The 16324-nt window shown below is 44.6% G+C and carries 8 protein-coding genes, 2 rRNA genes and 3 riboswitches; all 10 genes read right to left on the bottom strand.

Annotation, left to right across the window (positions count from 1 at the left end):
* Positions 1–77: 77 nt before the first annotated feature.
* Positions 78–3006, bottom strand: a 23S ribosomal RNA gene (locus MHH52_RS03235).
* Positions 3007–3276: 270 nt separating this feature from the next.
* Positions 3277–4834: ribosomal RNA gene (locus MHH52_RS03230) — 16S ribosomal RNA — on the bottom strand.
* The 16S and 23S rRNA genes sit together here, the layout of an rRNA operon.
* A gap of 366 nt (positions 4835–5200) precedes the next feature.
* Positions 5201–6010, bottom strand: coding sequence for a transglutaminase-like domain-containing protein (locus tag MHH52_RS03225; RefSeq protein WP_313640657.1), 810 nt, complete (start codon positions 6008–6010; stop codon positions 5201–5203).
* Between the two features lie 13 nt (positions 6011–6023).
* A riboswitch (cyclic di-GMP riboswitch) is annotated at positions 6024–6104 on the bottom strand.
* Between the two features lie 107 nt (positions 6105–6211).
* A riboswitch (cyclic di-GMP riboswitch) is annotated at positions 6212–6292 on the bottom strand.
* Between the two features lie 124 nt (positions 6293–6416).
* Positions 6417–7067 (bottom strand): class D sortase, encoded by a 651-nt coding sequence (locus tag MHH52_RS03220; protein ID WP_340006618.1) that lies wholly within the window; start codon positions 7065–7067, stop codon positions 6417–6419.
* A 34-nt stretch (positions 7068–7101) separates the two neighbouring features.
* Positions 7102–7506, bottom strand: coding sequence for a GtrA family protein (locus MHH52_RS03215; protein ID WP_340006617.1), 405 nt, complete (start codon positions 7504–7506; stop codon positions 7102–7104).
* Positions 7496–8476, bottom strand: a complete 981-nt coding sequence (locus MHH52_RS03210; RefSeq protein WP_340006615.1) for a glycosyltransferase family 2 protein — start codon at positions 8474–8476, stop codon at positions 7496–7498. Before MHH52_RS03210 ends, MHH52_RS03215 begins: the two co-directional genes overlap by 11 nt.
* A gap of 97 nt (positions 8477–8573) precedes the next feature.
* Positions 8574–10352 carry a phospholipid carrier-dependent glycosyltransferase gene (locus MHH52_RS03205; protein ID WP_340006614.1) on the bottom strand — a complete coding sequence of 593 codons (1779 nt, stop codon included), beginning with the start codon at positions 10350–10352 and terminating at the stop codon, positions 8574–8576.
* Complete coding sequence (locus MHH52_RS03200) at positions 10342–12396, bottom strand: glycosyltransferase 87 family protein (protein ID WP_340006613.1); 2055 nt, start codon at positions 12394–12396, stop codon at positions 10342–10344. Before MHH52_RS03200 ends, MHH52_RS03205 begins: the two co-directional genes overlap by 11 nt.
* On the bottom strand, positions 12393–14372 hold the full coding sequence (locus MHH52_RS03195) for a glycosyltransferase family 39 protein (protein WP_340006611.1): 1980 nt from the start codon (positions 14370–14372) through the stop codon (positions 12393–12395). Before MHH52_RS03195 ends, MHH52_RS03200 begins: the two co-directional genes overlap by 4 nt.
* Before the next feature lie 154 nt (positions 14373–14526).
* Positions 14527–15927 carry an NCS2 family permease gene (locus MHH52_RS03190; protein ID WP_340006609.1) on the bottom strand — a complete coding sequence of 467 codons (1401 nt, stop codon included), beginning with the start codon at positions 15925–15927 and terminating at the stop codon, positions 14527–14529.
* 122 nt (positions 15928–16049) lie between these two features.
* Positions 16050–16149: riboswitch (purine riboswitch) on the bottom strand.
* Positions 16150–16324 lie beyond the last annotated feature (175 nt).

The following is a 16324-nucleotide window of genomic DNA, read 5'->3' as shown; positions in this document are numbered from 1 at the left end:
CATACAGCCACTAGGACCATATGGGTTAGAACTTGATTCCTGAAAACTGAATCCGAATCGAATTTGCGTTTTAAGTATAGGATAAGCCCTCGACCGATTAGTATTGGTCAGCTCCATGCATTACTGCACTTCCACCTCCAACCTATCTACCTCGTCGTCTTCAAGGGGTCTTACTAATTGGGAAATCTCATCTTGAGGGGGGCTTCACGCTTAGATGCTTTCAGCGCTTATCCCGTCCGTACGTAGCTACCCAGCCATGCTTCTGGCGAAACAACTGGTGCACCAGCGGTACGTCCATCCCGGTCCTCTCGTACTAAGGACAGCTCCTCTCAAATTTCCTGCGCCCACGACAGATAGGGACCGAACTGTCTCACGACGTTCTGAACCCAGCTCGCGTACCGCTTTAATGGGCGAACAGCCCAACCCTTGGGACCTACTTCAGCCCCAGGATGCGATGAGCCGACATCGAGGTGCCAAACCTCCCCGTCGATGTGGACTCTTGGGGGAGATAAGCCTGTTATCCCCAGGGTAGCTTTTATCCGTTGAGCGATGGCCCTTCCATGCGGTACCACCGGATCACTAAGTCCGACTTTCGTCCCTGCTCGACTTGTAGGTCTCGCAGTCAAGCTCCCTTATGCCTTTGCACTCTTCGAATGATTTCCAACCATTCTGAGGGAACCTTGGAACGCCTCCGTTACTCTTTAGGAGGCGACCGCCCCAGTCAAACTGCCCGCCTGACACGGTCCCCGTACCCGATTAGGGTACTAGGTTAGAACCTAGATACGATCAGGGTGGTATCCCAACGGCGCCTCCACCGAAGCTTGCGCTCCGATTTCTACGGCTCCCACCTATCCTGTACAGATCGTACCCAAATTCAATATCAAGCTGCAGTAAAGCTCCATGGGGTCTTTCCGTCTTGTCGCGGGTAACCTGCATCTTCACAGGTATTAAAATTTCACCGGATCTCTCGTTGAGACAGCGCCCAAGTCGTTACGCCATTCGTGCGGGTCAGAATTTACCTGACAAGGAATTTCGCTACCTTAGGACCGTTATAGTTACGGCCGCCGTTTACTGGGGCTTCGGTTCATAGCTTCGGGTTACCCCTAACCACTCCCCTTAACCTTCCAGCACCGGGCAGGCGTCAGCCCGTATACTTCGCCTTGCGGCTTCGCACAGACCTGTGTTTTTGCTAAACAGTCGCTTGGGCCTTTTCACTGCGGCCCCCTCGTGCTATTCACACTACCGGGGCACCCCTTCTCCCGAAGTTACGGGGTCATTTTGCCGAGTTCCTTAACGAGAGTTCTTCCGCGCGCCTTAGAATTCTCTTCTCGCCTACCTGTGTCGGTTTGCGGTACGGGCACCTTCTCCTGGCTAGAGGCTTTTCTTGGCAGTGTGAGATCATGACCTTCGCTACTGTAATTTTCGCTCCCCATCACAGCCCAGCCTTAATGATGTGCGGATTTGCCTACACATCAGCCTCACTGCTTAGACGGACATATCCATCAGTCCGCGTCACTACCCTCCTGCGTCACCCCATCGCTCATAGCGGATTACGGTGGTACAGTAATTTCAAACTGTTGTCCTTCGACTACGCCTTTCGGCCTCGCCTTAGGTCCCGACTTACCCTGAGCGGACGAGCCTTCCTCAGGAAACCTTGGGCTTTCGGCGGATCAGATTCTCACTGATCTTTTCGTTACTCATACCGGCATTCTCACTTGTATGCTGTCCAGCGCTCCTTACGGTACACCTTCAACCCACATACAACGCTCCCCTACCCCAGATACATACGTATCTAGCCATAGCTTCGGTGGTGTGTTTAGCCCCGTTACATTTTCGGCGCAGAGTCACTCGACCAGTGAGCTATTACGCACTCTTTCAATGGTGGCTGCTTCTAAGCCAACATCCTGGTTGTCTGTGCAACTCCACATCCTTTCCCACTTAACACACACTTGGGGACCTTAGCTGATGGTCTGGGCTGTTTCCCTTTTGACAATGGATCTTAGCACTCACTGTCTGACTCCCGGCAATAAGTATATGGCATTCGGAGTTTGACTGATCTTGGTAACCCTTGCGGGCCCCGCAACCAATCAGTGCTCTACCTCCACTACTCTTATACCGAGGCTAGCCCTAAAGCTATTTCGGGGAGAACCAGCTATCTCCGAGTTCGATTGGAATTTCTCCGCTACCCCCACCTCATCCCCGCATTTTTCAACATGCGTGGGTTCGGGCCTCCAGTGCGTGTTACCGCACCTTCACCCTGGACAGGGGTAGATCACACGGTTTCGGGTCTACGTCCACATACTAAATCGCCCTATTCAGACTCGCTTTCGCTGCGGCTCCGTCTTCTCGACTTAACCTTGCATGTTAAACGTAACTCGCCGGTTCATTCTACAAAAGGCACGCCATCACCCATAGATAGGGCTCTGACTTTTTGTAAGCACACGGTTTCAGGTTCTATTTCACTCCCCTTCCGGGGTGCTTTTCACCTTTCCCTCACGGTACTGTTTCACTATCGGTCGCCAGGTAGTATTTAGCCTTAGCAGATGGTCCTGCTGGATTCATACGGGGTTTCACGTGCCCCGCACTACTCGGGATCCGTCTCGGAGAGAACACAGTTTAGGCTACAGGGCTTTTACCTCTATCGCGGGCCTTTCCAGACCTCTTCGCCTACCATATTCCTTTGTAACTCCATGTGAGACGTCCCACAACCCCTAAGAGCAAGCTCTTAGGTTTAGGCTGTTCCGCGTTCGCTCGCCGCTACTGACGGAATCACTATTGTTTTCTCTTCCTCAGGGTACTTAGATGTTTCAGTTCCCCTGGTCTGCCTCTACATCTCCTATGTGTTCAGAGATGAGTAACTGCGAATTACCACAGCTGGGTTTCCCCATTCGGACACCCCCGGATCAAAGCTTGCTTACAGCTCCCCGAGGCAGTTTCGTTGTTCGCCACGTCCTTCGTCGGCTCCTGGCGCCTAGGCATCCTCCGTGTGCTCTTATTAGCTTAACCTCAATTTTCTCCGTATGAGAAATATTGCACATTGAATGAATTCAACACACTTTACTTCTTTCGGATTCCATTGTATTCACTAATAACATTTACTTGTTTGCACAAGTTGCTAAAAGATGTTCTAAAACGCAAATTCGTTTCGGTATCCAGTTTTCAAGGATCAAGTTTAAAGATGAGAGCTTAAACTCTCAAAACTGAGCAACGAGTGAGTATTTTGGAAGTTTAACTTCCGATTTGAATGTTTCCATTGCAGGAAACGATTCTCCATAGAAAGGAGGTGATCCAGCCGCACCTTCCGATACGGCTACCTTGTTACGACTTCACCCCAATCATCTACCCCACCTTCGGCGGCTGGCTCCCTTGCGGGTTACCCCACCGACTTCGGGTGTTGTAAACTCTCGTGGTGTGACGGGCGGTGTGTACAAGACCCGGGAACGTATTCACCGCGGCATGCTGATCCGCGATTACTAGCAATTCCGACTTCATGCAGGCGAGTTGCAGCCTGCAATCCGAACTGAGACCGGCTTTGATGGGATTGGCTTCACCTCGCGGTTTCGCTTCCCGTTGTACCGGCCATTGTAGTACGTGTGTAGCCCAGGTCATAAGGGGCATGATGATTTGACGTCATCCCCACCTTCCTCCGGTTTGTCACCGGCAGTCACTCTAGAGTGCCCAACATTACTTGCTGGCAACTAAAGTTAAGGGTTGCGCTCGTTGCGGGACTTAACCCAACATCTCACGACACGAGCTGACGACAACCATGCACCACCTGTCTCCTCTGTCCCGAAGGCCGCCACTATCTCTAGTGGATTCAGAGGGATGTCAAGACCTGGTAAGGTTCTTCGCGTTGCTTCGAATTAAACCACATACTCCACTGCTTGTGCGGGTCCCCGTCAATTCCTTTGAGTTTCAGTCTTGCGACCGTACTCCCCAGGCGGAGTGCTTACTGTGTTAACTTCGGCACCAAGGGTATCGAAACCCCTAACACCTAGCACTCATCGTTTACGGCGTGGACTACCAGGGTATCTAATCCTGTTTGCTCCCCACGCTTTCGCGCCTCAGCGTCAGTTACAGCCCAGAAAGTCGCCTTCGCCACTGGTGTTCCTCCACATATCTACGCATTTCACCGCTACACGTGGAATTCCACTTTCCTCTTCTGTACTCAAGCCACCCAGTTTCCAGTGCGACCTTAGGTTGAGCCCAAGGTTTAAACACCAGACTTAAATAGCCGCCTGCGCGCGCTTTACGCCCAATAATTCCGGACAACGCTTGCCCCCTACGTATTACCGCGGCTGCTGGCACGTAGTTAGCCGGGGCTTTCTTCTCAGGTACCGTCACTCCGATAGCAGTTACTCTACCGGACGTTCTTCCCTGGCAACAGAGCTTTACGATCCGAAAACCTTCATCACTCACGCGGCGTTGCTCCGTCAGGCTTTCGCCCATTGCGGAAGATTCCCTACTGCTGCCTCCCGTAGGAGTCTGGGCCGTGTCTCAGTCCCAGTGTGGCCGTTCACCCTCTCAGGTCGGCTACGCATCGTCGCCTTGGTGGGCCGTTACCCCACCAACTAGCTAATGCGCCGCAGGCCCATCCCTCAGTGACAGATTGCTCCGTCTTTCATTCTTTCTTCAGGAGAAAAAAGAAATTATCCGGTATTAGCTACCGTTTCCGGTAGTTATCCCAGTCTAAGGGGCAGGTTGCCTACGTGTTACTCACCCGTCCGCCGCTAAGTTATTTTGAAAGCAAGCTTTCAAAGTAACTCCGCTCGACTTGCATGTATTAGGCACGCCGCCAGCGTTCGTCCTGAGCCAGGATCAAACTCTCCAATTAGTATTGAAAAGAGCGATATGCTCATTTTGAAACATCTGACGAGAAAATTAATTCTCTAATTCGGATTTCACTTTCGTGATTTCCTACTCACTCGTTGTTCAGTTTTCAAAGATCAAGTTCTCGTTGACGCCGTTTAATGTCTCAGCAGCAACTCTTATAATATATCACGTTACTCTCAGTAATGCAAGCTTTTTTTCGAAAGCCGTTTATCAAACTCTCTCAAAACTGCCTGTACGCTGTCTAACAACGCTTAACTATAATAACCTATCTATTCATAGAAAAGCAACCCCTAATAGAAAATAAACAACCAGCTTAATCATTAAGCTGGTTGTTTATTTAATAGAGTTATGATTCTAGCAATGCAAATTAATAGTATTTTGCTGCAGTATATTTACTTGAAGCCTTAATGAAATCCGAATTCTTTTTACTCTTCGCTGCCGATGCATCTACCGTGGTATCAATAGTAACCCATTTCCCATCCATCAATACTTCATTCCATGCATGGTATTGCGTAACGTAGCTAGTATTCCCCATCACCAATTTAGCAGGAACATCTACACTCCGTAGCATTGCGGCAAAAAGAGAAGCATAATCATAGCAGATTCCTTTTTTAGTATTCAAAGTGTTATTAATGTTCGGAATGTAATCAGTCGTTACGTTATTAGCAAGAGAATAATCGTACTGTACATTAGCAATTACATAGTTATAGATTGCCTTAACTTTTTCTTCGTCTGTTGTTTTGCCTTGTGTAAGCTCTTTAGCCTTAACGATCGCTTTATCAGAAGAACTCCATTTCACATTCTGAACGGAGCCCAAATATACGGAATTCGAGTCATTCATAGTTAAATCTACTACTTCAGAATAGAGAGCTTTGTATTTATTACCCGTTGTGTTCTCGAGAACAGAAACTTTATAAGTCCCATTTCCTTGTTGCAAAGGGAAGTCCTCAGCTTGTCCAGAAGCATATAAATTATATGTATAGCTACTGTTATCTTTTGTGATCATAAGTTTAATTCTTTTATCCTTTGGAATATCGTAGTTAATCCCGATTACACCTTGATCCAATTTCGATGTATTCAACCAGTTCGAATCTACACTCGCGGCTTGAGCTGTGCTTACCGGAACCGAAGTAATCAGTACGAACAGCGCCACCATCATAAAATAAACTTTTTTCACGGATAAAACCCCTTTCGGTAGCTGGCTGCCATCCTTTCGGGAAGGCCCTTTAGCTTTGCGTCCCTACCTTTCGATAGGTTTGCCGTTATCGTATAAGCTCTATCTGTCCTAATTTCACTAGACAAATTAATAGAATCAACCAAGTAGAACTATGAATCTAAAATCCTTACATATTTTATAAAAACAAAAAAAGCCTCTTCATTCGGTAACTGGCTGCCATCCTTTCGGGAAGGCCCTATAGCTTTGCGTCCCTACCTTTCGATAGGTTTGCCGTTTATCGTGTTTAGCTTTTATAATATTATACTACCATATTTATCCTCGTAAACAAGAACAAAATTACTAGATTTGCCATTATTTTATAATTATTCCTCTGTATTTGAGTTCTCTTGTCATTTCTCATCTACTATTAGGAAAGCTTGGCATGAACAATCAAACGATGTGTAGGATCTACTAGTGGGTCACACGTAATTAGGGTAAGAATCTTATCCTTGTTATTCCCATCAAGAACAGATATATCACTTGGATCTACAACTGAAATATCATAAACCTCGTAATTATATACCTGATCGCTCGTCTTTACCGTGATCGTATCCCCAATAACAACCTCATTCAATCTATTAAACAATCTGCCCGTAGTTCTAGCTCTATGAGCTGCTATTGCGGCATTTCCTATTTCTCCAATTGGAGTCGTTTCTTTCATATGGGCCGCCGCGTGTTTCATATTCGCTTTAGTAGCCCCTTCTAATACAGGTAGCTTCAGATCAATCTTATCGATCTCAATTAATGCAATTACCTTGCCACCAACTTCAATTTCTGGTTCTGGCTTTTCTGTTTCTTGAGGCTGTGCCTGTGCATCTAGAACCGATTCCTCTGCTAATAGCTGAGTAACTTCGGCATATCTGCTCTTCAGATCAGGCAGTGGAGTACTGTCGCTGGTGCTCAGTTCAGCCGATTCTAACAGCTTCTCCTGCTGCCAGTCGTTATACCATTCGTTGGCTTTTGGATAAAGCATGATAAGGATCCCCGCCAGTATGAGCACATACGAGAATTTACGCATGATTTTCACCTCCGTGTATTGGTTCTACTGAAATTCAGAATACCCATTTACGACTTCCGAAGAAATTGATAATCACCGTGACGAACGTAACCAAAACCTTAGAGATCAACACTTGAATGCCTAGTTTGTCTGTCAACAGATGCATTAGCAACAGCGATATTCCGAGCACTACCAGATTCAGCACGATAAACTTTAGCAACTGTACCTTATCAAAACCCTCTTTATTGCCACGATTGCGATCCCGGAAGGTTACTTTTTTATTCAAAATAAAGCTGTTCGCTGTTCCTGCACTATAAGAAATCACCTGTGCCAAGGCGTATACCATCCCAATAGAGTTCAGTAATGTGAAGATCACGAAATCTATGAGGGTATTTACCAAACCTACAGCATTAAATTTAAGGAACTGTATGAAAGCTGACCGCAAACTCTTATCTGACATCTTTGTAATCCTTTCGGCGATCCACTAATTCATCGTTATGATATCCTTTAGTCTCACTTACAATATATAGCGGTCTATCCTTAGACTCGTCATAAATCCGTCCAATATACTCTCCGATTACACCTAGTAGCATCAGAACGATACCATTAAAGAGCAAATTGACACCTACAATGGAAGCCCAACCCGGAACCGTCCATGAGGTGAAGAAGATTCTTTGAAATAATACGAAGAATAAATAGAGAAAGCTAGAAAAGGATAGAAAGAATCCAACATACGTAGCAATCTTAAGTGGCTTATGTGAAAATGAAGTGATACCATCCAGCGCAAAACGAATCATTTTCTTAAGAGGATATTTGGTTTCTCCTGCAAAACGTTCTTCCCGCTCATATTCCACCATGGTCTGCTTGAAGCCGACCCAGCTCACCAAACCTCTGACATAACGATTCTTTTCCTTGAGACCCCGTAAGACATCGCATACCTTACGATCAATAAGACGAAAATCGCCTGTATCCGTAGGAATGTCTACACTTGTCATGCTGCTGAGCAGTCGATAATAGAGCTTCGCTGTTACCTTTTTGAACATAGTTTCTCCGCGGCGCTTCAGCCGCTTAGCATACACAACATCGTAGCCTTCTTTCCACTTCTCGATCATTTGTAAAATGACCTCCGGAGGATCTTGAAGGTCAGCGTCTATAACAACGACCGCTTGACCTTCTGCATAGTCCATGCCAGCTGTTATCGCTACCTGATGTCCGAAATTACGCGAGAAGTCAATCAGCTTGACGCACTCATCTCGATCACTGATCTCCCGAATCATCTGGGCCGAACGATCACGACTCCCGTCATTGACGAATACTAGCTCATAAGTATCTCCGCATTCGTCCATTACTTTTTTCAAACGTTCATAAGTAACGCTAATTACTTGCTCCTCATTGAACATGGGTACAATTACACTATATCTGGCTTTCACCTTTATTCCTCCTACAAGCTTTATGGAGCGTTACATCTTCCTATTCTTCATAATAACGCTGTAAGCATAAACTTATTGTTATAGATTCTTTTAAATCTTAGAAAACCCAAGAAGGGAACCAACGCAGCATGTCCTTCACATAATCTCCGCTAACCTGCATCCCTGATAATACTGGGTAGAATGCGACAAAGAGCAGTAAAGCAACAACCACATAGGCATAACGAACGTAACGAGCCTCAGGAAATTTACTATCTAGCAACTTCATTATATATACAATACCAAGAATCATAAAAGGTACCATAGCAAAATAATGGTAGATAAAGGTTTCTCTTGGGACAAGCATCCACGGAACATATTGTGAGAAAAAGGCGATCCAGATCATATACAGGTTCTTATCTTTGCGTTTCAGCGTAATCCACAGCGTTGCCAGCATTGCAAAAATACCTGTCCACCAGATAAGCGGATTACCCATAGTCACTATACTGCTGACCTGACCTTGCGGCAATCCCTCACTCCCACTGAAGAACCAGACAGGTCTCTTCATAAACGGCCATTGCCACCAGGAGGACGCAAAAGGATGTGTAGCTACAAGCTGACTGTGATAGTTGTACATGTTCTTTTGGGAATCAATCAAGCCTTTTATAGTAAAGCCCTCTGCGGATGCAGATAAACCCGGAACAAAAGATAAACTATAAATAATTACCGGTATGATTACGAAGAATGCAACACAAGTAGCTAAAGTAATGATGGTATTCTTCCAGAACGAATTTACGACTTCGCGACAGGTGCTTAACAGTTCCTTGTCTTTGATCTTCCCTTCCGCGAGCAACCGTCCTGATGCTTGATATTCTCTGTAGCGCTCGAAGAGCGAGATAGCTAACATAATAGCCAGCCCAGCTCCTCCGTACAGAACAATCCACTTGGAGGCGACACCAATTCCGAAGAATAAACCCGACCAGAATAACGGAATCAAGGTTTTTCTTAAGGGCTGCCTGAAAAAATTCATAGTGTAATATCGCTGCATGAAATAAAACATCAGCATGATGAAGAATACTCCGTATACATCGATCGTAGAGATTCTTGTTTGTGTGAAGTGCATGAAATCCAGTGCGAACAATCCTGCCGCAAGTGCAGCGTATTTGCTCTTTTTAAATAAACGCATTGCCATCACATAAATGAGAGGCAACATGGCAATCCCGAACAATGTTCCGATAATACGCCAGCCGAATGGATTGACTCCGAACAGTTCCATCCCTACCGCGATCAACAGCTTGCCTAGCGGTGGATGCGTGTTCTCGTAAGGCACAATCCCGTGCGTATATTCATAAGCCGTTCGTGCATGATAGATCTCGTCAAAATAAGTGCTGTTCATAAAGTTAGAATATTCCGGAATGAGTGACTGTTCATCAAAAAGATTGGCAGGTACTCCTCTTTTAGCGACTGCATTAGCATCCGGTGTTACACCTGCAATGGGAAGTGGTACTCTTTCTCCCCCCTGCTCATAAAAGGCCATTTCATTCAAAGTGAATCCCGGAGATGTAACTGTAAACTTTACGTATCTCGCTGCAACGTTCAGAGGCTGGCTTTTCCAGATGAAGACATTCCCAACATCCTCACTTACATCCAATGGGCTACTCCAGACATCAGGAGATTCGCTGAATTCGAGTTTAAACTTCCCTGTGCCCACGCCACCAAAAATATTGACTCGCTCTAATTGTTTACTCTGCCCTAGATCTACATAGAAGCTCTCACCGCTGGCGGCAGGCTCCCACAATGTTTCTGGAGATTTAGTAGAACCTAGATTATATAAAGCAATCGCCGCGTAAACGGCTGTAATGACAAGTATACATATCCAATCATAACGCTTAAACTTCATCGCTCAATCTCCCTCCCCTCTGGTGCGGTCTTATTTGCTCGACGATTTTTAGGTCTTCTTCATATTTTTCTTCAGGTGTTGGTGGTGCTGGAAGAGGCTTTATTCCCTTGCGAACATACACATCGTAACCGATATACAGCATATATAGCAGCAGTGCAAGATTAGCTATAGCAGTGAGCAATACGATTCCATCGGCACCTGGGTTAATACCTGCATTCAAATGTGTTAACGTGTAAGCCACATTAATATACTGCGTTAAGCTGAACCCGAGAAATAGTGATAAAAAGCGACGATCTCGACTTTCTATATAAGTGAACATACAGAGTATAAGAGCAGGGAACATGTAACGTTCATGCATTTTAGTTCCAAGCACAAAGACCACCACAATGAGCACCATACCGATAAAATAGGATTTGGACAGGTCCAAGCGATCCTTTTTAAAAGAATAAAACGCCGCAACGGCTACTGCCACCAGAATAAATATGAAGCCCCATACGCGGTATGTGATGCCTAGCCAGGTTAGGTCAAGAGATGACCACAGGGGATCAGTCAGTGCATACAGGTTAAATGCATTCACAGAAGAATAGGGATAGGAAGATAACGTACTCTTATACAGATTAATAAGGCCAACTAAACCACCGTTATTCCAGAAAAATGGTGCAGCAAGCAATCCGAATACCCCTAATCCATACAAAGCCCCAAAACCAAGCTGCTTCCAAGCACGGTGATGATAGAAAGCAAACAACAATACCGGTGTGAATATTAACGCTTGTGGTTTAATTAAAGTTGCTAACGCAAACAAAATCGCGGATTGAACAAACTTTTTGTTCGCAGCACCATGAATACTGAGCAACAGGAAAATCAAAAAGAACGAATCCGCTTGTCCCCACGCCGCTGAATTAACAAGCACCGCCGGATTAAACAGAAATAATAGCGTTAAGCCAAAAGCGATCCCTGTGCCAAGTTTTTTGCGAGACATTTGATATATGAAGTAACCCAGCACCAAATCAGAAATAATCGCTGGTAGTTTGAACAGCAAATTCTCTCCACCCGAACCATGCACAAAGCCAAATACACCGCGAATAAGACTAAGCATGTACAAAATATACAAATAACCAGGAGGATAATCAGCAAAATACCCTTCTTCATAAAACTTGCCTGGACCTAAATCAACCATACGCTGGCCCCAAGCTATAAAGGTATTCATGTCATTCTGATAGCCTTGAGCAGTCAGACCAATCCAGACCCTTAGGATAAAAGCAATTCCGATGGCAATGCTAAGCCATTTGGAATATACATTCTCAGGTTGCTTCATAAGCTTCTCACTGCGGAATGCCTTTGTATAAAGCACTGCAAAAAATACACTGAAAAGCGCTGAGATCAGCAGCATCTTGGTTGGAGACACTTTATGCGGTGTGTCCGCTTTTTTATCACCAGCATCCTGACTAACTGCTGCACTATCCAGCGAAATGACGTTGGCCCCTTCGGGAGCAGCGTCTAATTTTTCAACAGACAAATCATCAAAATAAGCCTTACCTTGAATCAAGCTAGAGTAGCCACCCAGACTTGCACCTATGCCGAATTCTTTCTGTTTAGGTCCTGTCTGGCCTATGTATTCAAGATACTGCCACTCTCCTGCCGTATCCGTTACGCTGGGATAACCCCCACCTATTCCAACGGCAAGTATATTAGCGCCCATTCCCTCGCCTGTGGTACTTACTACTTTGATCCATCCAGAGATTTTATAATAACTATCCGGCGTTGCCTTAATCGTCTGCACCCATTTCAAATGATTGGGTTCGATATTCTCTATGACTGCTGCTTTACTACCGGAGTGAACCTCGTCCGATTGGATTGAAAGTATGCCAGAGTTGTCTCCTGAAATCCACATATCCTTAGTCCAGTTAGAAGGAGCATCCTCTCCCCCCTCCTCAAATCCAGGGTTCTGCAATAGATTCCCATCTGCATAAATGCTTGTTACAGGAAGCAAAAACAATAACAGCATCAATACAGTCACTGCGGCCGTACGTGTACTCTTGATCATCGTTCCAACCTCACCTCGTCTATGTTAATCCAGCCATTACCGCCATTAATAAAAACTTCAGTTTGTTCATTTTGACTGATAGATACCATTGGAAGTGTAAGCTCTTGATAGACCTCACTAACAGGTATTTCCGTCTCCGCCCGCACTACCCCATTAACTCGGACGCCAACTTTTCCTCCCTCACCCCCGGCACTAACCATTATAGCAAGCTTATATTCTCCAGGTTCTGCTATTCTGATAGATTGTGTAATGGTTTTGTCAAATCCCGGATCAAGATAGGCCAAATAACTTCCATTATAGGGATTATTGGTCGCCACCCCCGTACCGGATGAGAAGTTCCAGCCTGATATCCCCTCTTCAAATCCTCCATTTGTAAATTCCGAGATTTCCTCTACTGCTCCAGTCTTAGCCGTCACAACCGTGTAGTTGGCAAAGCGTTTAACCGTATAATTATCGCTTTCAGCAGGAATGGAATCACCATTCCAAAAGATATATGTCGCTGTCTCTCCCGGAACTATGCTTGAATTTCCAAATATATATCTCCCAAAGGAAGATACCTGCTGAAATGCACCTCCAGGATTAGAATAATTAACAGTGTTTAAGAAATCATAGGGATTGATCTGCTCATAAAAAAGGACATAAATATAGGGCATGTTAACTTTATCAGTCACGTAAATGTTCCCAACACTCTCTTCAGAAGCATATTGTATAGCCTCACCGAAAGAGTCATAGAACGCTGGTCCGATCTGTTTAGGATAATCACGGAAATAAACTGTAGTGAATAGAACAAAAAACAAGCTAAAGGTTACAGCCGAAAGAATTCCTAGTACTTTCACTTTCTTAATTAACCACATAAACCCTGCAACAAGCATCAAAATGATCGGATAGAAAATAACATTAATCCGATTAATATTCACGTTCGTAACAAAGGTCATCAGCACCGAAACAAACAACCAAAGGAGAACAACGATCGGTCCCGTTCTCTCACGACCACGGTTCCGTAATGTTGTTAACGTAACTATAAGTCCTAGAAGCACAAAGGGTAACGCAATCGGATAAGCGTATCCATAAGGTGAAATCGAATTCCAAGGCAAACCATCAGATCCACTAATCAATATCTTCATAAATTCTCGAAAATTGCTCAATGCTGTATGTAATAGTTGCCCACCAAATATCGATGTTACCTGATCCATTCGTGGTGTTGTCAATCTCGGAATAGAGAAGATCGGAGTAGAAATTCCTTCTAGCGACAATCGATTGATCACAACAAATAAGAAGATTGGCAGTGCCAACAAGATAAACAACGCAATGTTCCATAGAATGGTCCGAAGCTGTAATGCTCTTTTATAGAATAGAAGAATTCCAGTACCTAAAGCAAATATCGGCACAAAAAAATAGGATGTACCATAAGCATAGAGTGAAAGAGCAAGCACAATAGTAAATCCGTAAAACCACTTAGGAGTTTGAAAGGACTTAAGTAACATATAAACGGAGAACAGAATCATGGTGGGGAATAAATTGGATTCCAATGCCCATCTTGACATCATAATATGCCAAGGATTAATTGCGATAAAAAACATGGCTGCAATTCCGGCAGTTCTGGAATTAAATAGCTCTTTGGAAAGAAGATAGAATACGAGCATACCCAGTAGGCCCATGATTAAGCTAACAGCACGTACAGACATTGGAGTGAGTCCGAACAATAATATGAAGGGCATTGATAAGTAAGCGTAAAGTGCATTCTGTCCGCTTCCCCAAGCGATGAGATGAATAGGCAAATGAACACCATTGCGGTCTATCCCATAATGAAGGATAGCGTAAGCATCATAACCTATAGATGCCTCATCCTGATTCAAGCCGCCTGGAATAGAACCAAAGTAAAGGATACGAATCACAGCCCCCAGCAAAAACAATAAGAGCGGCCAAGGATTGTTCTTGAAATAAGAATACCAATTGCTAAACCTTGTGGACAACATTCATCACCTCTTCAACAATATAATCTAAATATTGGATGATGGAAAGGCAGAACATATAACAAGTTAAACAGGAGAATACATAATCGAAAATAAAAAAATGGCCCCCTCTGTTATGAGGGAGCCGCTGAATGCACATCAGTATACTATATATATGTTAGCCCTCACTACCAAGAAATGCATAACGGAGAACAATCAGGATCGCAAGTACCCACATCATCCAGTGAATATCGTATTTCTTCTTACCAGCAAGGTTAGCTACAGAAGCAAGGATTACATAGGTTACGATACCAAAGGAAATACCGTTAGCAATATTATAAGTGAAAGGCATGATAACAAGGGTAAGGAACGCTGGAATCGCAACAACCATATCTTGAAAATCAATTTGACGGATCGATTGTGCCATTAGCACACCTACGACGATCAATGCTGCAGCTGTGGCAGATCCAGGAATAAGAGCAACCACTGGAGCAAGGAACAATGCTAGTAAGAAACATACGCCCGTTGTTACGGCTGTAAGACCCGTACGTCCACCTTCAGCAACACCTGCCGCACTTTCTACAAAAGCAGTAGTAGTCGAAGTACCCAGTGCCGCACCACCTGCTACAGCAACTGCATCGACAAACATTGCATTACCTACACGTCTGTTACCTTCTTCAGGGTTATCCATAATACCTGCGCGTTGAGCCGTACCTACAAGTGTACCAAATGTATCAAACAACTCTACAAATGTGAAAGTTGCAATCGCTGAAACAATTCCTGTGTGCAGGATACCATCCCAGTCAAATTGGAAGAAGTTCAATTGCGTGAAGTCAGGAACCCAAGGTGTTTTCGGACTGGACAGTGCACTGAAATCAACTACGCCCATAAACATAGCAGCGACAGTTGTTCCCAAAATACCGAACAAAATCGCACCTTTAACGTTCAGTACCATCAGGATGGAGATTAGAAGAAGTCCGATAATTACCAGTTGTACATTGGAATTCTCTAAGCTACCCATGTGAATGATAGTTTCAAAGGAAAGGACGTCCGTGAATGTGTTAGCGGGAATGTCTTTACCAGCTTCAACACCAATCGTCATAAGTCCGCTGTTCTTAAGACCAAGGATTGTAATGAACATCCCGATACCTACTGTAATCGCATGCTTCAAGCTGTCAGGGATTGCAGTTAATAAGATCTGCCGTACTCGAGTTACAGTTAGCAAGATAAAGATCAGACCGGAAATAAATACAGCTGTCAGACCCATTTGCCAAGTGAATGGATGCTCTGATGTGGCGGAAGATAGAATTACGGAAGCAAAATATGCATTAAGTCCCATACCAGGTGCCAATGCCACTGGAAAGTTTATGAACACGCCCATTGCGATGGTGAAAATACCTGCAGCCAGCGCGGTCGCTAGAAATACAGAGTACCAGCCCATATCAATACGGCCAAATGCTGTTAAAGTACTCGGATTAACCGACAGAATGTAAGCCATTGCCATGAACGTGGTCAAGCCCGCCATGATCTCTGTACGTACTGTAGTGCCGTTCTCTTTCAACTTGAAAAACCGATTCAAATTGTTCTCCCCCTAAGGTATGTTGTGTCTGACAGCAACAAAAAAGCCGGTATCTGTAGACACCGGCTCGAAAAAAAGAGTAGCACCCATGACCATAGCCCTAAACTCAGGACAATGCGGATTGCTCTGCTCTTCTTAATCGTAGCCAGGTCATTACGGTGACCTCGTAGAAACTTCCAGGCCAATTCCCGGAAATATACGAAAGAATTATGTTGTTGTGCTCTATCATTTTAGGTGGATATCATAGGAGTTGTCAATGACAAAAAGCGAACATTTTCGACTTTATTTTTTCCATTGTTCGTAAATCATACATTTCCATGCTTTTATCTACCCTCAAATCCCTTCTAGTTGTGCAGCTTATTAACTATCCAATCAATTTTCGGATGGGTATATTCCC

Origin of the sequence: Paenibacillus sp. FSL K6-0276 (assembly GCF_037977235.1) — a bacterium.
Taxonomy (GTDB): domain Bacteria; phylum Bacillota; class Bacilli; order Paenibacillales; family Paenibacillaceae; genus Paenibacillus_AQ.
Note: the sequence above shows the minus strand (reverse complement) of the source record. Positions and strands in the feature narration are given on the sequence as shown.